Source organism: Variovorax sp. OK212 (assembly GCF_900112425.1).
Classification (GTDB): Bacteria; Pseudomonadota; Gammaproteobacteria; order Burkholderiales; family Burkholderiaceae_C; genus Variovorax.
The window spans coordinates 289,706-305,425 of record NZ_FOLP01000007.1 but is presented as its reverse complement, the minus strand read 5'-3'; the positions used below and the strand labels follow the sequence as shown (position 1 = coordinate 305,425).

The 15,720-nt window shown below is 68.7% G+C and carries 16 protein-coding genes; 2 read left to right on the top strand and 14 right to left on the bottom strand.

Annotated features, from left to right (window positions below; all coding sequences use genetic code 11):
• Positions 1–10: 10 nt before the first annotated feature.
• The 9 genes from BM004_RS22325 to BM004_RS22285 all read right to left on the bottom strand — a co-directional run bounded on the left by BM004_RS22325 (position 11) and on the right by BM004_RS22285 (position 8,031).
• The gene (locus BM004_RS22325) at positions 11–1,198 is read right to left on the bottom strand and encodes a pyridoxal phosphate-dependent aminotransferase (RefSeq protein WP_093216779.1); all 1,188 of its coding nucleotides are present in this window, start codon (positions 1,196–1,198) and stop codon (positions 11–13) included.
• A complete protein-coding gene (locus BM004_RS22320; protein ID WP_093216777.1) occupies positions 1,195–2,025 on the bottom strand; it encodes an SDR family oxidoreductase in 831 nt (276 codons plus the stop codon). Before BM004_RS22320 ends, BM004_RS22325 begins: the two co-directional genes overlap by 4 nt.
• Before the next feature lie 70 nt (positions 2,026–2,095).
• Positions 2,096–2,833: a GntR family transcriptional regulator gene (locus tag BM004_RS22315; protein ID WP_093123364.1), complete on the bottom strand. Its 738-nt coding sequence runs from the start codon at positions 2,831–2,833 to the stop codon at positions 2,096–2,098.
• Between the two features lie 86 nt (positions 2,834–2,919).
• A complete protein-coding gene (locus tag BM004_RS22310; RefSeq protein WP_093216774.1) occupies positions 2,920–3,759 on the bottom strand; it encodes a TauD/TfdA dioxygenase family protein in 840 nt (279 codons plus the stop codon).
• 70 nt (positions 3,760–3,829) lie between these two features.
• Positions 3,830–4,603 (bottom strand): class II aldolase/adducin family protein, encoded by a 774-nt coding sequence (locus BM004_RS22305; protein ID WP_093216873.1) that lies wholly within the window; start codon positions 4,601–4,603, stop codon positions 3,830–3,832.
• Positions 4,603–5,343, bottom strand: a complete 741-nt coding sequence (locus BM004_RS22300) for an ABC transporter permease (protein WP_256219985.1) — start codon at positions 5,341–5,343, stop codon at positions 4,603–4,605. The genes BM004_RS22305 and BM004_RS22300 overlap by 1 nt, the downstream gene beginning before the upstream one ends.
• Positions 5,344–5,387: 44 nt before the next feature.
• A complete protein-coding gene (locus BM004_RS22295; RefSeq protein ID WP_093122921.1) occupies positions 5,388–6,146 on the bottom strand; it encodes an ABC transporter permease in 759 nt (252 codons plus the stop codon).
• Positions 6,143–7,003 (bottom strand): ABC transporter ATP-binding protein, encoded by an 861-nt coding sequence (locus BM004_RS22290; RefSeq protein WP_093122923.1) that lies wholly within the window; start codon positions 7,001–7,003, stop codon positions 6,143–6,145. The genes BM004_RS22295 and BM004_RS22290 overlap by 4 nt, the downstream gene beginning before the upstream one ends.
• 20 nt (positions 7,004–7,023) lie before the next feature.
• Positions 7,024–8,031 carry an ABC transporter substrate-binding protein gene (locus BM004_RS22285; RefSeq protein WP_093122924.1) on the bottom strand — a complete coding sequence of 336 codons (1,008 nt, stop codon included), beginning with the start codon at positions 8,029–8,031 and terminating at the stop codon, positions 7,024–7,026.
• A 150-nt stretch (positions 8,032–8,181) separates the two neighbouring features.
• Here BM004_RS22285 and iaaH point away from each other — a divergent pair, with 150 nt between their 5' ends.
• Both iaaH and BM004_RS22275 read left to right on the top strand, forming a co-directional pair.
• On the top strand, positions 8,182–9,690 hold the full coding sequence (iaaH, locus tag BM004_RS22280; protein WP_177206568.1) for an indoleacetamide hydrolase: 1,509 nt from the start codon (positions 8,182–8,184) through the stop codon (positions 9,688–9,690).
• A 97-nt stretch (positions 9,691–9,787) separates the two neighbouring features.
• Positions 9,788–10,102 carry a hypothetical protein gene (locus tag BM004_RS22275; protein WP_256219984.1) on the top strand — a complete coding sequence of 105 codons (315 nt, stop codon included), beginning with the start codon at positions 9,788–9,790 and terminating at the stop codon, positions 10,100–10,102.
• On the opposite strand, the gene BM004_RS22270 is transcribed toward BM004_RS22275, so the two are convergent.
• From BM004_RS22270 to BM004_RS22250, 5 genes are read right to left on the bottom strand one after another with little or no spacing between them, the layout of a single operon-like run.
• The gene (locus BM004_RS22270; protein ID WP_093216770.1) at positions 10,014–10,841 is read right to left on the bottom strand and encodes an ABC transporter ATP-binding protein; all 828 of its coding nucleotides are present in this window, start codon (positions 10,839–10,841) and stop codon (positions 10,014–10,016) included. The genes BM004_RS22275 and BM004_RS22270 overlap by 89 nt on opposite strands.
• Positions 10,834–12,690 carry a branched-chain amino acid ABC transporter ATP-binding protein/permease gene (locus BM004_RS22265; RefSeq protein ID WP_093216768.1) on the bottom strand — a complete coding sequence of 619 codons (1,857 nt, stop codon included), beginning with the start codon at positions 12,688–12,690 and terminating at the stop codon, positions 10,834–10,836. Before BM004_RS22265 ends, BM004_RS22270 begins: the two co-directional genes overlap by 8 nt.
• Positions 12,687–13,547: a branched-chain amino acid ABC transporter permease gene (locus BM004_RS22260; protein ID WP_177206567.1), complete on the bottom strand. Its 861-nt coding sequence runs from the start codon at positions 13,545–13,547 to the stop codon at positions 12,687–12,689. Before BM004_RS22260 ends, BM004_RS22265 begins: the two co-directional genes overlap by 4 nt.
• Entirely contained in the window at positions 13,547–14,779 is a 1,233-nt protein-coding gene (locus BM004_RS22255; protein WP_093122936.1) for an amino acid ABC transporter substrate-binding protein, read from the bottom strand. The genes BM004_RS22260 and BM004_RS22255 overlap by 1 nt, the downstream gene beginning before the upstream one ends.
• Positions 14,780–14,835: 56 nt before the next feature.
• The gene (locus BM004_RS22250) at positions 14,836–15,690 is read right to left on the bottom strand and encodes a fumarylacetoacetate hydrolase family protein (RefSeq protein WP_093122939.1); all 855 of its coding nucleotides are present in this window, start codon (positions 15,688–15,690) and stop codon (positions 14,836–14,838) included.
• Between the last annotated feature and the right edge of the window lie 30 nt (positions 15,691–15,720).

Below are 15,720 nucleotides of genomic sequence, written 5' to 3'. Positions count from 1 at the left end.
TCGTCCTTCCTCAGAACAGGGCCGCCGTGGCCGGCAGGCTGCGTGCGCGTTCCACGGCCTGCGGCAGCACGTCGCACAGGGCTTGCGCCCAGGCCTTGGGCACGGTGGTCGAGATCTTGATGAAGCGGTGGCCGAAGCGCGGCGTGTGGTACGTGCCCTGCCGCACCATGATGTCGTGCTCGCCCAGCGCGGTGACCAGCGCCTCGGGCGTCACGCCCGCCTTGCTGCACTCGACCACGATGAAGTTGGCCTGCGAGGGGAACACCGGCACCTCGAAGCCCGGCAGCTTCGCGAAGGCGTCGACGATCATCTGCTGGTTGGCGCGCTGCTGCGTGATGACCTCGGCCATCCACTCGTCCTTGACGGCCAGGCCCGCAATGGCGGCGCGCTGTGCCAGCACGCTGGCGCCCAGCGGGGCCTGCGAGTGCGGCAGGATGCGCGCGAGCAGCTCGGGCGAGGCCACGAGCGCGCCCAGGCGCAGGCCGGCCAGGCCGAGCCACTTCGAGAAGCTCACGATGGTCACGGTGCCTTCCGGGTAGAAGCGCGAGGCCAGCGTGTGGCTGTCGGCAAAGTCGCGGTAGGTGCAGTCGTGGATCAGCACGGCGCCGATCTCGCGGGCGCGGTCGGCAAAGGCGCGAATCTCGTCTTCGGTGTAGGTGGTGCCCAGCGGGTTGTTGGGGTCGACCAGGTAGATGACGGCGGTGTTCTCGTCGGTCGACGCGGCCAGCGCCTCGGCCGAGAGCTTGAAGCCGTACTCGGGCCCGTAGATCGGAATCTCGGTGATCACCGAGCCGGCCTTGGCCGCGAACTGCAGCGGCCACTTCCAGCCCGGATCGGTGGTGACGAAGCCCTTGCCCGCCACGCAGAAGGCACGGCAGGCCAGCGCCAGCGCGGACACCGCACCGTCGGTCACCACGGCCGACTGGCCGGCCACGCCCAGGTCGGCCACGATGGCCGAGCGCAGCGCTTCCATGCCCAGCGGCGGCGCGTAGGCGTGAAAGCTCTCGTCGTCGATGGCGTCGTGCAGCGCCTTCTTCACCGCGGGGTGCAGCGGGTAATGGTTGGTGTTCTGGCCGAGCCACATCAGCTCGGGGTTGGTGAACAGGCGGTCGAAATACTGGTTGCGGGTTTCGGCGTCGGTGGTCACCGACGAGGCCGCGGCCTTGGGTGCCTCGACGGGCTTGAGTACCGCGCTCATGCCGCGAGCCTTTGCTGTTCGGCGGCGATGGCCTTCTTGCTGGTCTTGATGATCGAGCCGCGTGCGGCAATGCCGCCGTCGATGGTCACCACGGTGCCGGTGATGTAGCCCGCGCGCGGCGAGGCCAGGAACACCATCAGCTCGGCCACTTCTTCCGGCGTGGCCGGGCGGCCGCCGGGGTAGTTGTCGAACAGCTCTTCCCAGCGGCCTTCGTCGCCGTGGGTGTCGAGCGCGCGGCGCTTCATGAGCTTGACCATGCGGTCGGTGGCCACGGGGCCGGGGTTCACGCCCACCACGCGAATGCCGTCGTCCAGGCTCACGCCGCCCAGGGCGCGCGTGAAGGCCATCACGGCCGCGTTGCCGGTGGAGCCGGCGATGTAGTTGGCGTCCCAGTTCTCGCCGGAGTTGCCGATGTCGTTCACGATCACGCCGCCGCCCGCGGCCTTCATGCGCGCGTAGTAGATCTGCGTGAGTTCCATGTAGCCCAGCACCTTGAGCTGGAAGCCGCGGCGCACCACGGCGAAGTCGAGCGACTCGATCGGGCCGGCCGGAATGTCGCCCGCGTTGTTCACCAGAATGTCGACGTGCCCGGCCGCCTCGGCCAGTTGCTGCATGGCGCCCGGCGCGGCCAGGTCCATCGGGTGGATGCGCACGTTGATGGGGTAGATCTTCTCGATCTCTTCCTTGGCCGCGGCCAGCGCCACGCCGTCGCGCGCGGCCAGTTGCAGGTGGCAGCCTTCGGCCGCGAACGAGTGGGCGGCTGCAAGGCCGATGCCTTTGGAAGCGCCGGTGATGAGAACGGTCTTGCCTTCGAGTTCGAGTTTCATGATGAAGTGATGTCCTGGAATGCGGTCGAAAAATTCGGTCGAGAAAAAATGGAATGCTTGAAAGAGAGGCTCAGGGCGCGCCGCCGTCCTGCTCGGACAGCGCCGCGATCAGGTCGACGATGTCGTCCTCGAGCAGGCTCACGTGGTCGATGGCGGAAGAGAACGCGGCCGCCGGGTCGTTGCGCCGGATGGCGTCCAGGATGGCGCCGTGCTCGCCGATGGTGGCGGTCATGCGCCCGGGCTGGAAGGTGACGTAGCGGCGGTACACGCGCACCCGCTTGCGCAGCGCGCGTGTCTGCTCGGCCAGGTAGTGCGTGTTGGAGGCCTCGTACAGCGCGTCGTGGAAGTCCTGGTTCACGTCGTAGAAGCGCGAGTGGTCGCCCGAGGCCAGGATGCGGGTGAGCTCGTCGTGCAGCGTGCTCATGCGCAGCTTCTGCGCCTCGGTGGCGCGGCGCGCCGCGAACTTGGCGCACAGGCCTTCCATGACGGCCATCATCTGGAACATCTCGATGAGCATGGGCAGCGAGATGCGCGCCACGCACACGCCGCCCTGGCGGCTGCGCAGGTCGACCAGGCCGGTGGCGGCCAGCGCCTTCAGCGCCTCGCGCACCGGCGTGCGCGACACCTTGAAGCGCTCGGCCAGCTCGGCCTCGTCGAGCCGCGCGCCGGGCTTCATCACGCCGCTGACGATGAGGTCTTCCAGCGTGTCCTTCAGCTCGTCGGACAGTGTGGCGCCCTTGCCGCGCTGGCGATCTCGTCCGCGCAGGGCCGACGGTTCTGCCGCCATCTCAGGTTCGTTCGGTTCCATGTGCTTGCCTTCCTTGTTGTGCTTGTCTTTGTCGGTCTTCAAACGCGGGGCCTGTTCGGCGGGCTCGCGCGGTTCCTGGCGCGGTGTCAGAACGGGCGGTCGCCGGCCACGGTGGTGCGGTGCATCACGCGGCGGTACACGTTGTCGTCGTACGGCGTGGCGCGGTGCATGGTGCAGCGGTTGTCCCACACCAGCAGGTCGCCCGCGAGCCACTTGTGGCGGTAGCTGAACGCGGGCGAGATGGCGTGCGCGTTCAGCTCGGCCAGCAAGGTCACGCTTTCTTCGGCGGGCAGGCCGTCGATTTCCTTCACCACGTCTTCGCCCACGTAGAGCGAGAGGCGGCCCGTTTCAGGGTGCGTGCGCACCAGCGGGTGCACCACGTCGGGCGTGGCGGCCAGCTGCTCGGGCGTGAGCGGGTTGCGGTCGGCGAAGGCCTTGCCGTAGTAGTTGGCATAGCTGTGCGTGGCGGTCATGGGGCGGATGCGCGCCTTGGTTTCTTCGTCGAGCGCGTCGTAGGCCGCATGCATCGAGGCGAAGAAGGTGTCGCCTTCCACCGGCGGCACTTCGAGTGCGTAGAGCAGCGCGCCCATCGAGGGCTCGGCCTTGTACGACAGGTCGGAGTGCCAGTTCCAGCCTTCCTTGTGGTTGCCGATGGGCTTGCCGTTTTCCGACACGTTCGACAGCACGTAGACCTCGGGGTGCTCCTTCTTCAGGAACTGCGTGAGCACGTGGCCCAGCAGCGTGCCGAAGCGGCGCGAGAACGCCACGTGCTGCGACTCGTCGATGTGCTGGCCGCGAAACAGCAGCACGGAGCGCTGGTTGAGCGTGTCGCGCAGCACGGCGAAGTCGGCGTCGCTCACGGGTTCGCGCAGGTCGATGCCCTTGACTTCGGTGCCGATGAAGGAGGTGAGGTTCTCGAGTTGCATGGTCGGAATGTGTAGGACTTGTAGAACGTTTGGAACGTGTCTCAGAGGGGAAAGATGAAGGGAACCGCTGTCAGAGCCGGTAGTCGGGCTGGGTGCGCTCCAGCATGCGCAGGAACGCGGGCCATTCGCGCGTGCCGGGCGGCAGGATGTCGCCGGCAAATTCGGTGAACTGGCGCGCGGCCAGGTCGCTCACTTCGGGCTGCGGGTACACCAGCGACTGGCCGGGCGCGATGCCGCCCTGCGCGAGCAGCTGCACCTTGGCGGCCTTCTCGAAGTAGTACATGAGGATGAAGGCCTCGGGAATGGTGCGCCCCACCGTCAGGATGCCGTGGTTGCGCAGCACCAGCGTGTGGTGCGGCCCCAGGTCGCGCACCAGCCGCTCGCGCTCGCCGGTTTCCAGCGCCACGCCTTCGTAGTCGTGGAACGCGGTGTGGCCTTGGTAGCGCATGGCGAACTGGCTCAGCGGCGAGAGGCCGTGGGGCATGGCCGCGATGGCGGTGCCGGCTTCGGAGTGCGTGTGCAGCACGCACAGCGCGTCGGGCCGGCCCGCATGAATTGCGCTGTGGATCACGAAGCCCGCGCGGTTCACCTCTGCCTCGGTGTCGTCCACCTTGTGGCCTTCGAGGTCGATCTTCACCAGCGACGAAGCCGTCACTTCCGAGAACAGCAGCCCGTAGGGGTTGATGAGGAAGTGGTGCTCCGGCCCCGGCACGCGCGCCGAGATGTGGTTGTAGATGAGGTCGTCCATGCCGAAGTGCGCCACCAGTCGGTAGCAGGCGGCGAGTTGCACGCGCAGCTCGGCTTCGGTCTGCGGGTACGCCGCGGGATTGCTCTTGCTCGTCATCAGCGCCACCACACCAGTTTCTGGTCGATCCAGATCAGCAGGCCGTAGAAGACCATGCTCGCGAGCGACGCAACCAGCACCGCCGACCACACGCTCAGCAGGTCGACCTGCTGCGTCGATTCATAGATCATTCGCCCGAGCCCCGCGTAGGCGCCCAGCATCTCGCCGACGATCGCGACGATCATGCTGCGCGGCACGCCGATGCGCAGCGCCGTCACCACCGAGGGCATGGCCACCGGCAGGCGCAGGCGCCACACGATCTTCATCTGCCCGGCGCCGAAGCTGCGCATGAGGTTCACCGCGGCAAGGTCGGCCTGCTTCAGGCCATGCAGTGCGTTGACCAGCATCGTGAAGCCCACGGCCAATGCCACCAGCGCGATCTTCGATGCGGCACCCAGGCCGAACCAGATGAGGAACAGCGGCGCATAGGCCACGGTGGGCACCGCGTTCACTGCCACGGCCAGCGGCATCACGATGCGCTCCAGCGGCGGTGCCAGCAGCAGCACCACGGCCAGCAGCAGGCCGAGCACGCTGCCCAGCGCATAGCCGCCGAGCGCCTCGCCCAGCGTGGCCAGCAACGCGGCCATGAGGCGGCCGGTGTCGGTGAACGCGTGCTGCACGATCGCGCCCAGGCTGGGCAGCACGAACGGCGGAATCTTGAAGAGAAGGATCGCGCCTTCCCACACCACCAGCAGAACGACGATGCTCAGCACCACCGGCACCACCGGAGAAGCCAGCAACTTCCGCTGCGCGGAGGGCATCAACTTCCGCTGCGCGGAAGGCATCAACTTTCGCTGCGCCACCATACGAGCCTCCTTTCCACGAAGGTGAGCAGCCCGTAGAGCAGCGCACCCATCAGCCCGCAGGCAAACATCACCACCCACAGGCGCACCACCAGGTCGGCGTTCATCGCCTCCATCAGCATCACGCCCAGGCCCACGGTTTCGCCGAACCACTCGCCCACCACCGAGCCGATGAGGCTCAGGCCTATGGCCACGCGCAGCCCCACCATGATCTGCGGCAGCGCTGACGGCACGGCCAGCTTGAAGAACATCACGAGGCGGTTGGCGCCGAAGCTGCGCATCAGCGCCATGCGTTGCGGGTCGCACGACTTCAGCCCGCGCAGCGTGTTCACCGTGACCGGGAAGAAAGTCAGGAAGAACGCGGTCATCACCTTGGCCAGCAGCGAGTTGCCGAACCAGATGACGATGAGCGCGCCGAAGGCCACCACCGGCACGGTCTGCGAGACCACGAACAGTGGGAACACCGAGCGCTCCATCCAGCGCGAGTAGGTGAACACCGTGCCGCAGAAGCAGCCGAAGAGCGCGCCCATGGCAAAGCCGAGCACGGTTTCGAGCAGCGTGCGGCCGAAGCCGCGCGCCAGTTGCGGCCACACCGACCAGGCGTCCTGCGCGATGGCGCTGAGCGCCGGCAGATAGCGCGGCGACGGCGCGAAGGCGTGCACGCAGAGCTCCCACACCAGCGCCAGCCCGATGAAGGCCAACGCGGGCGAGCGCACGGCGCGCTGCAAGAGGGCGTTCACGAGGCGGTGCCCTCCTGCGCGAAGGTCTTCTGGCTTTCTTCCTCGATCTCGGCCAGCAGGCGCTGCTTGAGGCCGATGAACTCGGGCGTGAGCACCACCGACGGGTCGCGCGGGCGCGGCAGGTCGATCACGGTCTCGCTCTTCACGGTGCCGGGGCGCGCGGTCATCACCAGCACCTTGTCGCCCAGCAGGATGGCTTCGTCGATGTCGTGCGTGATGAAGAGCACCGTGCGGCGGTGCCTGGCCCACAGCTCCAGCAGCCAGTGCTGCATGCGGGTGCGGGTGAGCGCGTCGAGCGCGCCGAAGGGTTCGTCGAGCAGCATCAGGTCGCGCTCGAACAGGAAGGTGCGCATCAGCGCCACGCGCTGGCGCATGCCGCCGGAGAGCTGGTGCGGGTAGTGGTTGGCGAAGCCGGCCAGGCCGAACTCGGGCAGCATGCTGCGGGCACGCTCGCGCGCCTCCTTGCGGGGCACGCCTTCCACCTCGAGCGCGAGGATGGCGTTGTCCAGCACGGTGCGCCACGGAAACAGCAGGTCGCGCTGCGGCATGAACGACACCTTGCCCAGCAGCTGGCCGTCGCGCTGCGGCGCGCCGCCGAACAGCAGCGAGCCGTCGTCGTCGGGCGGCAGCAGGCCCGCGATCATGTTGAAGAGCGTCGACTTGCCGCAACCCGAAGGGCCCACGAGCGTGACGAACTCGCTCTTCGCGATCCGCAGGTTGACGCCCGACACCGCGACGGTCTGTGCCTGCGCTTCACCGAAGCGCTTCCACACGTTGACCAGCTCGAGCATGGGCGGCGCCGCGTCGCCCGCTGGGGCCACGGCGGGCGGCATCACTTCGTGAGGCATGAATTTCATGGTCTTGGCAGTGATGCGGCTCAGAACTTCTTGTCGGCGGCGGGCACCTGCGTCCAGAAGCTGGCGTCGTACGCCTTGGACAGGTCGGCCGGTGCCTTCAGCGCCTTGTAGCCCACGAGCTGGGTCTGCATCTTCTCGACGGTGGGCAGGTCGATGGCCAGGATGCCGTCGGTGCCGCCCTTGCCGGCCTTCACGAGCTTCTCGAACTCCTCGAGCATGGCTTCCTGGTGCGGACGGTTCAGGCTGGGCGAAGCGGCCATGACGATGTCGATGGCTTCCTTCTTGTTCTGCAGCGCGTACTTCCAGCCCTTGATGGTGGCGTTCATGAAGGCCTGCACCTGCTGCGGCTTCTCGTTGCGGTACTTCTCGGACACCAGCACGGTGTCCTGCTGCACGACCACGCCGTAGTCGTCGGGCTTGATGAGCGTGAGCTTGTCGCCCAGGCCCTGCTCTTTCAGCGTGTTGAGTTCGTTGTAGTAGGTGGCGGCGGCCACGTCGAACTGCTTCTCGACGAAGGGCGCCATCGAGCCCGACTGCGGAACGATGGTGAGGTCGCTCTGCTTCACGCCGCCCGAGGCGAGCATGGAGTACAGCGTGTACTGCGTGCCGGTGAACCAGGTGGCGACCTTCTTGCCCGCGAAGTCCTGCACCTTGGTGATGCCGGAGTCCTTGTAGGCCACATAGGTGAACGGCGTCTTCTGCACGGTCACGCCGATGCACACCAGCGGCAGGCCCTTTTCGCGGGCGAGCAGCACGGTCTCGGTGCCGCCGGCCAGGCCGAAGGTGTCGTTGCCCGAGGCCACGAGCGTCTCGACGTTGAGGTTGGGGCCGCCGGGGTTGATGGTGAGGTCGAGGCCGGCCTGGTCGTAGAAGCCCTTGGCCTTGGCCACGTAGAAGCCGGCGAACTGCGCCTGCGCCAGCCACTTCAGGCGCAAGGACACCTTTTCAGCGGCGGATGCGGGCAACGCCTGCAGAAGGGCCATCGACGCGGCGACGGCAGCCAGGAGACGCAAGGACTTGAAAGACATGTTGAAAGCCTCTTGAATACAAAAAACTCATTAAGCAGTATCCATGCCAGCCTTTTTCCATGTGTTTTTCGCCTTCGGAAGCGTGAATTGGCCCGGAACATGCACCCAAGTGCAGCTTCTGCCCCAATTTCGAACCTGCTCGAGCCCCTCATGAACCGAATGCATGCGCTGACCGATTCCGCCGCCCCTGCCGTTCCCTCCGCACCCGCCGCCCCCACCACGTTCACCACGCTCACCGACCTTTCCGCCCGCGACGCCGCGCGCCGGATGGCCAGCGGCGAACTGCGCGCCACCGACTACGCCCGCGCCCTGCTAGCCCGCGCCGAAGCCATCGCGCCCTTCGGCGCCCTGCGCCATCTCGACCCCGAACAGCTTCTGTCGGCCGCCGCCGCGCTCGATGCCGGGCCCAGGCCCGCCGCCGGCACGCTTCCCCTGCATGGCGTGCCGCTGGCCTTCAAGGACAACATCGACGTGGCCGGCATGCCGACCACCGCCGGCAGCCCTTGGATGGCGGACCACACGCCGCGCATGCACGCCGGCGTGACGCAACGCCTGCTCGATGCAGGCGCGCTCGTGCTCGGCAAGACCAACCTGCACGAGTGGTCCCAAGGCGTCACCGGCCACAACCATGCCTTCGGGCCGTCGCGCAACCCGTTCGATGCCGCGCACGTCACGGGCGGCTCCAGCGGCGGCAATGCGGCGCTGCTCGGCCTGCGCGCCGCGCCGGCGGCCATCGGCACCGACACGGGCGGCTCGGTGCGCGTGCCGGCCGCGCTGTGCGGGCTGGTGGGCTTTCGGCCCACGGTGCACCGCTGGCCGGACGACGGGCTGGTACCCATCTCGCCGACCTTCGACACGGCCGGCGTGATGGCACGCTGCGTGGACGACTGCGTGCTGGTCGACCATGCCGTGACCGGCAGCCCCGCGCACCTGGCCGCCACGCCGCTCGCGGGCGTGCGGCTGGGTGTGCCGGCGGCTTATTTCTGGGAAGACGTCGATCCGCCCGTGGCCGAGCTGGCGCGCGACAGCATGGAACGGCTGCGCGCGGCGGGCGCGGTGCTGGTGCCTTGCGACCTGGCCGAAGCCGGCGCGCTGTTCCAGCAGGCGTCGATGTCGATCTCGCTGCACGAGATCCTGCCCGCGCTGGCCGCCTACTTCGCGCGCCACGGCCGCCCCTTCGACGCCCGCGCGCTCACCGACGCCGTGGTCAGCCCCGACGTGCGCCCGCTGTTCGAGCGGTTGTTCGGCGACACCGCCGTCACGCCCGAGGCCTATGCCCACGCACGGCACACGCTGCGCCCGCGCATGCAGGCGGCGTACCGCGAATGCTTTGCGCGGCACCAGCTGGCCGCGCTGGTCTTTCCCACCAGCCCGCTGACCGCCGCGCGCATCGGCGACGACGTGGAGGTGACGCTGTGCGGGCGGCGCGTGTCGGCCTTCTCGGCCTACATCCGCAACACCGGCCCGGCCGGCATGGCGGGGCTGCCGGCCGTGAGCCTGCCGATGGGACTGGCGTCGAACGGCCTGCCGGCCGGGCTGGAGTTGACGGGCGCGGAAGGCAGCGACACGGCCTTGCTCGCGTTGGCGCTCGGCGCTGAAAAAGCGCTGCCGCTAGCACCAGTTGCGCCCTTCGTGCAGAAGTTGGCAAACGGCGGCTGACAGCGTCGCCAAAACACTACGACCCTTCGCGTAACAGGCCTTCACGCCGGGGTGCGGGATCGGCGATGCTCGGTGCATGCCCATTGCGAATTCACATTTGCAAAAACGCCCCGGACCGCGCGCCGGATGGCGCACCGCCGCGCTGATCTACACGATCGGCGGGGTGGTGTGCATCCTGGCCAGCGCCGTGGTGCCCGACAGCGAGGTCGGCATGCTGGTCGCCATTGCGGGCGGGCTGCCGTGGTCGCTGAGCCTGCTCACGCTGGGCCTCTCGCCGGGCGTCGCGACCACCGCGCTGCTGTTGCTGGCGGGCAGCTGGGCGGTCAATGCCGCGCTGCTGTGGTGGCTGGCGCTGCGGCGGCCGAAGCCGATGGCGCTGCAGGAGCGCCGCGAGCCGTCGCACCCGGCGTAGGGCCGCCCTCTTCGCCCTCTTCCCCAAGCTCCGCGTCCAGCCCCAGGTAGGCGCGCCGCAACTCCGGCCGCGCCATCAGCTCTTCAGGCCGGCCCAGCGCCACGATGCGCCCTTCTTCCAGCACCGCCGCACGCTCGGCCACGTCCAGCGCCATGCCCACGTTCTGCTCCACCAGCAGCACCGCGATGCCGTCGGCATGGATGCGGCGGATGGCGGTGAACATGTCCAGCACGATGCTCGGCGCCAGCCCCAGCGAAGGCTCGTCGAGCAGCAGCAGCTTGGGCCGCGCCATGAGCGCGCGGCCGATGGCCACCATCTGCTGCTGGCCGCCCGAGAGCGAGCCGGCCGGCTGCTCCAGCTTTTCCTTCAGCGCGGGGAACAGCGTGCACACATGCTCCATCGAGCGCGCGCGCTCCAGCCGCGCCGCGCGCAGGTAGCTGCCGAGCTCGAGGTTCTCGCGCACCGTCATCTCGGTGAACAGGCGCCGCCCCTCGGGCACCAGCGCAATGCCCTGCGCGCAGAAGCGGTGCGGCGCCAGGCGCGAGATGTCCTGCCCCTCGAAGCGCATGCGGCCCGCGCTGATGCGGTGCAGCCCGGCCACGGCGTTGATGAGCGTGCTCTTGCCCGCGCTGTTGGGCCCGACGATGCACAGCAGCTCGCCCTTGCCGATGGACAGCGACACGTCCCACAGCGCGGTGGCCTGCCCGTAGGCGACGCGGATCGATTCGAGTTCAAGCATGGGCCAGCTCCCTGTCTGCCGCCACGGACACCGCCGCGGCCGGCGCGGCGGGCGCCTCCGGTTCCATGGCCTGGCCCAGGTAGGCCGACACCACTTCGGGCCGCTGCATCACGTCGTGCGGCGCGCCTTCGGCCAGCACCTCGCCGCGGTTGAACACCACGATGCGGTCGCACAGCGCCATCACCGCGCGCATCACGTGCTCGACGAAGACGATGGTCGCGCCCTGGTCGCGAATGCGGCGGATGAGCGCCACGGCCTCGTCGATTTCCGACGGCGTGAGGCCCGAGAGCACCTCGTCGAGCATCAGCACCTGCGGGCGCGACGCCAGCGCGCGCGCGAACTCCAGGAACTTGCGCTGGTGCAGGTTCAGGTCGGCCGGCAAGGCGTGCGCGCGCTCGGTGAGGCCGGTGAAGGCGAGCCACTGCCAGGCTTCGGCCTCGGCGGTCTGCCGGTCGAGCGCGGCGGCGCCGAACATCGCGGGCAGCGCCACGTTCTCCAGCACCGTGAGGTGCGCGAAGGGCCGCGGGATCTGGTACGTGCGCGCGATGCCGCCCTGCGCGATGCGGTGCGCCGGAACGCCCGAGATGCGGCGGCCCGCGAACTCGATGCGGCCGGCCGTTACCGCGTAATGGCCGCTCGCCACATTGATGAAGGTCGACTTGCCCGAGCCGTTGGGCCCGAGCAGGCCGAGGATCTCGCCGCGCCGCACTTCCAGGCTCACGCCGCGCAGCGCATGCACGCCCTTGAAGGACTTGCGCACGCCTTCGGCACGCAGCAGCACTTCGCCGGTGATGGCGGCGGGCACCTTCGCACCCGTACCCGTACCCGTACCCGCACCCGCACCCGCACCTGAACCCGCAGCCACGGCCACATGCGCCGGCACCGGTGCCGTCGAAGCCGCCGGCGCACCGCGCCGTGCTTTCCACCACTTCAGCACCTGCCCCAGCAGCCCTTCGGGCATGAACAGGATCACCACGATCAGCACCAGCCCCGTCATGCCCTTGCCGATGATCGCGCTGTCGCCGCCCGTGAAGGCATAGAGCAGCAGCGTGATGGCCGTCGCACCGACGATCGGCCCGGCCCAGTGCCGCGTGCCGCCGAGCACCGCCATCAGCACCACCGTGAGCGGCATCGCGATGGTGAAGGTGTCGCCCGTGGTCACGTACGAGATGAACAGCGCATGCACGCCGCCGACCACGCCCGCCAGCCCGCACGAGAGCGCGAAGGCGCCGAGCTTGTAGCGGTAGGTGGGCACGCCCATGACCTCGGCCACGTCCTCGTCGTCATGGATCGCGAACAAGCCCGTGCCGAAGCGCGAGTGGTACACGGCCAGCGCGGCCAGCACCGTGAGCACCGCCACGCCCAGCGCCAACAGGTAGAAGGTGCCCGAGGCGGAGGGCCCGATCTGCGGCACCGCCACCGCGCTCATGTACACGCCCGGCCCGCCGTCGATGGGCGTGTTGAGGATGATGGTCGCCACCACGAAGGTGGCGGCCAGCGTGAGCAGCGAGAACAGCTCTGCGCGCACCGCCTGCACGCGAAACGCCACCGCGCCCAGCAGCGTGCCGACCAGCGCGGCCACCGCGGCGGCGGCCGGCAGCGTCCAGAGGAACGGAATGTCCAAGCGCGTTGCCAGCGTGGCCGTGGTGTACATGCCGATGCCGAAGAACGCCCCGTGCCCGAACGAGAAGTACCCCGAGTAGCCCGACAGCAGGTTCCACGAGGTGACCAGCGCCACCCAGTGCAGCACCAGGTACAGGATGGATTCGTAGAACGCCGGCAGCCCGAGCCACGGCACCACGGCCAGCCCCGCGCCGGCCGCGAGAATCAGCAGGAACGAGCGCTTCATGCCACCCTCCCCGGCCGCACCAGCAGCACGAACATCAGCAGCGAGAACGACACCAGCGGTGCCCACGAAGGCGCGGTCACCGTCATGGTCACGGCCTCGGTCACGCCGATGATGCAGCCCGCAATGAGCGGGCCGAGCGGGCGGCCCAGGCCGCCCAGCATCACGGCCGCGAACACCACGCCGATCCACGCGTAGATCTGCGAAGGCGACAGCGTGTAGGCCAGCGCAATGCACACGCCCGCCACGCCGGCCAGCGCCGCGTTGAGGCCCGAGAGCATCAGCGCCAGCGCGTGCTGGTTCACGCCGAAGGCCGCGGCAATGGGTGCGTCTTCAGCAGCGGCGCGCATGGCCTTGCCCAGGTCGGTGCGGCGCAGCGCGAGCCACACCGCCAGCGAAATGCCCACGCCCAGCCCCAGCGTGATGAGCTCGGGCACCGGTAGGTAGAGCGGGCCGATCTGCAGCTTGTGCTCCGCGTAGCTCGACTCCAGCTTGCGGTAGTCGGCCGTCCAGGTCCACTGCAGCAGCGCCTCGATGATCACGGTGATGCCGAAAGTGACCAGCAGCGAGTTGAACGGACTCACCCGAAAGCGCGTGAGCACCCAGTGCAGGGCCACGCCCAGCACGAAGAACAGCGGCACGATCACCCCCAGCGTGAGCAGCGGGTCGACGCCGCGGTGGCTCGACAGTTCGTAGGTGAGGTAGGCGCCCAGGAAGGCGAGCGCGAAATGCGCAAGGTTGATCTGCCGCAGCATCCCCCACGACAGGCTGAGGCCGAGCCCCAGCAAGCCGTAGAGTGCCCCGGTGAACAGGCCCGCCAGAACGGACTGGGCCAGCAGCGTGGCACTGGGGAAGCTCATCAGCTGGCCACCCCGCGCGTTTGCAGCCTGGCGCCCGGGGCGGCCCATTCCTTGGGCCACACCACCACCCACTTGCCGTTCTGCACCTGCTTGACCTTGCCCAGGTCGTCGCCGAAGTTGCCGCGCTCGTTGAAGCGCAGCTTGCCCTGGATGGTGTCGACCTTGTTGGCGCGCAGCCAGGTGGCCATGGCCTTGTCGTCCAGGCCCTTGGTGGCGACCACGGCGGCCTCGATGATCTGCCATGCGGAATACGAGGCGGCGGCCTGCGTCTCCACCGCGGTGTCGGGCAGGCCGGCCTTGGCCGCGCGCTCGCGGTAGACCTTCACGAACTCGGCGGCCACGGGGTTGTCGGTGAACGGCGGATGGTCTTCGAAGATGGTGGTGGCCAGCGCACCGTTGGCCTCGGGCGCCTTGAGCATCGGCGCGGGCGCGGGCACGTGATAGAAGTGGTGCAGCGGTGCGTAGTCGATCTTCTTCATCGCATCGAGCAGCTGGTTGCCTTCGAGGCCGATGGCGCCGTTCCAGATGAAGTCGGGGTTGGCCTCCTTCAGCCGGCCCGCAATGGGGCCGAAGTCGCGGTTGCCGAAGTCCCACTCGAGGAACAGCACTTCCTTCAGGCCGCGCTGCTTGGCCACCTCGCGCGCGCCCAGCGCCACGAAGTGCACCGACGGAAACTTGCTGGTGACGATGGCGATGGTCTTGGGCGGCTTGGGCGAAGTGGCGAGCGCGTCGAGCACCATGGCGGGCATGGTCTTCTCGGGGTCGGGTCCGAGCGACCACGCGGGGAACTGCTGCTCGTACTTGGCCAGGCTCGGAATGCCGAAGGTGTGGTGCACCAGCGTCTTGTTGTAGCGCTGGGCCACGCCCATGGCGGACAGGATGTTGCCCGTGGCGTACGGGCCGATGAGCAGGTCGACCTTGTCGGCCGTGACCAGTTGCTCGTACAGCGTGCGCGCGAGGTCGGGCTTGGACTGGTCGTCCTTCAGCACCCACTCCACGGGGCGGCCCAGCAGGCCGCCGCGCTTGTTGAGGCCGTCCACGTAGATCTCTCCGGTGAGCTTGTGCACGAGGCCCGTGGCCGACAGCGGCCCCGTCAACGCCAGCGTGCCACCCACGCGGATCGGCTGGCCCGCGGGCTGCTGCGCCCGGGCCGCGGTGCTGAACAGCGTGCCGCTGCCGAGCGCGCCCAGGGCGCCCGCAGCCGCGACGAAAGAACGACGATCGATGCTCATGTCTTGTCTCCTGATAGTTATCGAACCGGCGCGGGCTCTGCGGCCCGTCGCTTTCCTTATTCGCCGTCGACCACGGGGTTCGACAGCAGGCCCACGCCTTCGATCTCGACCTCGCACACGTCGCCGGCCTTCATGAAGACCTGCGGCTTGCGCGCCAGGCCCACGCCAGATGGCGTGCCGGCGATGATGATGTCGCCCGGCTGCAGCGCGAACGGCTCGGAGCACACCGACACCAGCGTGGCCACGTCGAAGATCATGTCGCGCGTGTTGGCGTCCTGCAGCACGACTCCGTTCAGGCGCGTCTGCAGCTTGAGGCCGGTGGCGCCCGCGGGCAGCTCGTCGGCGGTGACGAACTCGGGGCCGAAGGAGCCCGAGCGGTCGAAGTTCTTGCCCATCATCCATTGCGCCGACTTGAACTGGTAGTCGCGGATGGAGCCGTCGTTGAACACCGAGTAGCCCGCCACGTGGTTCAGCGCGTCGCCCTTCCTGATGTAGCGCCCGGCCTTGCCGATGACCACCAGCAGCTCGCCCTCGTAGTCGAACTGCGTGGACACGTGCGGTCGCACGATCGGCTGGTTGTGGCCGACCCACGACGACGGGAAGCGATGGAACAGCACCGGGTAGGTCGGCGGGTCGAACTTGCTCTCGGCCGCATGGTCGATGTAGTTGAGGCCCACCGCAATGGCCTTGGAGGGCGACTGCACGGGCGGCAGCCAGTCGATGCCGGACAGCGGCAGCCGCGTGCGCGCGCTGTCGCCCGCCTTCTTGGCAGCAGCCATGGCGTCGGGGCCGGCGCGCAGCAGTTCGTCGAGCGTGGCGGGCAGGCCTTCGGCGCTGAGGTTGACCACCTCCTGGCCGAGGCGCAGGCCGAGGGCCGGCTGGCCGTTGTGTTGGAAGGCGAGAAGTCGCATGGGAGTTCCTTGTGATGCGGATTGGGTAGA

Excerpts from the sequence above, each read along its gene's own strand:
- BM004_RS22250 (WP_093122939.1), bottom strand. The coding sequence starts at position 15,690 with ATGCGACTTCTCGCCTTCCAACACAACGGCCAGCCGGCCCTCGGCCTG.
- BM004_RS22285 (WP_093122924.1), bottom strand. The coding sequence starts at position 8,031 with ATGTCTTTCAAGTCCTTGCGTCTCCTGGCTGCCGTCGCCGCGTCGATG.
- BM004_RS22305 (WP_093216873.1), bottom strand. The coding sequence starts at position 4,603 with ATGACGAGCAAGAGCAATCCCGCGGCGTACCCGCAGACCGAAGCCGAG.
- iaaH (WP_177206568.1), top strand. The coding sequence starts at position 8,182 with ATGAACCGAATGCATGCGCTGACCGATTCCGCCGCCCCTGCCGTTCCC.
- BM004_RS22325 (WP_093216779.1), bottom strand. The coding sequence starts at position 1,198 with ATGAGCGCGGTACTCAAGCCCGTCGAGGCACCCAAGGCCGCGGCCTCG.
- BM004_RS22320 (WP_093216777.1), bottom strand. The coding sequence starts at position 2,025 with ATGAAACTCGAACTCGAAGGCAAGACCGTTCTCATCACCGGCGCTTCC.
- BM004_RS22265 (WP_093216768.1), bottom strand. The coding sequence starts at position 12,690 with ATGAAGCGCTCGTTCCTGCTGATTCTCGCGGCCGGCGCGGGGCTGGCC.
- BM004_RS22270 (WP_093216770.1), bottom strand. The coding sequence starts at position 10,841 with ATGCTTGAACTCGAATCGATCCGCGTCGCCTACGGGCAGGCCACCGCG.
- BM004_RS22255 (WP_093122936.1), bottom strand. The coding sequence starts at position 14,779 with ATGAGCATCGATCGTCGTTCTTTCGTCGCGGCTGCGGGCGCCCTGGGC.
- BM004_RS22260 (WP_177206567.1), bottom strand. The coding sequence starts at position 13,547 with ATGAGCTTCCCCAGTGCCACGCTGCTGGCCCAGTCCGTTCTGGCGGGC.
- BM004_RS22310 (WP_093216774.1), bottom strand. The coding sequence starts at position 3,759 with ATGCAACTCGAGAACCTCACCTCCTTCATCGGCACCGAAGTCAAGGGC.
- BM004_RS22315 (WP_093123364.1), bottom strand. The coding sequence starts at position 2,833 with ATGGAACCGAACGAACCTGAGATGGCGGCAGAACCGTCGGCCCTGCGC.
- BM004_RS22290 (WP_093122923.1), bottom strand. The coding sequence starts at position 7,003 with ATGAAATTCATGCCTCACGAAGTGATGCCGCCCGCCGTGGCCCCAGCG.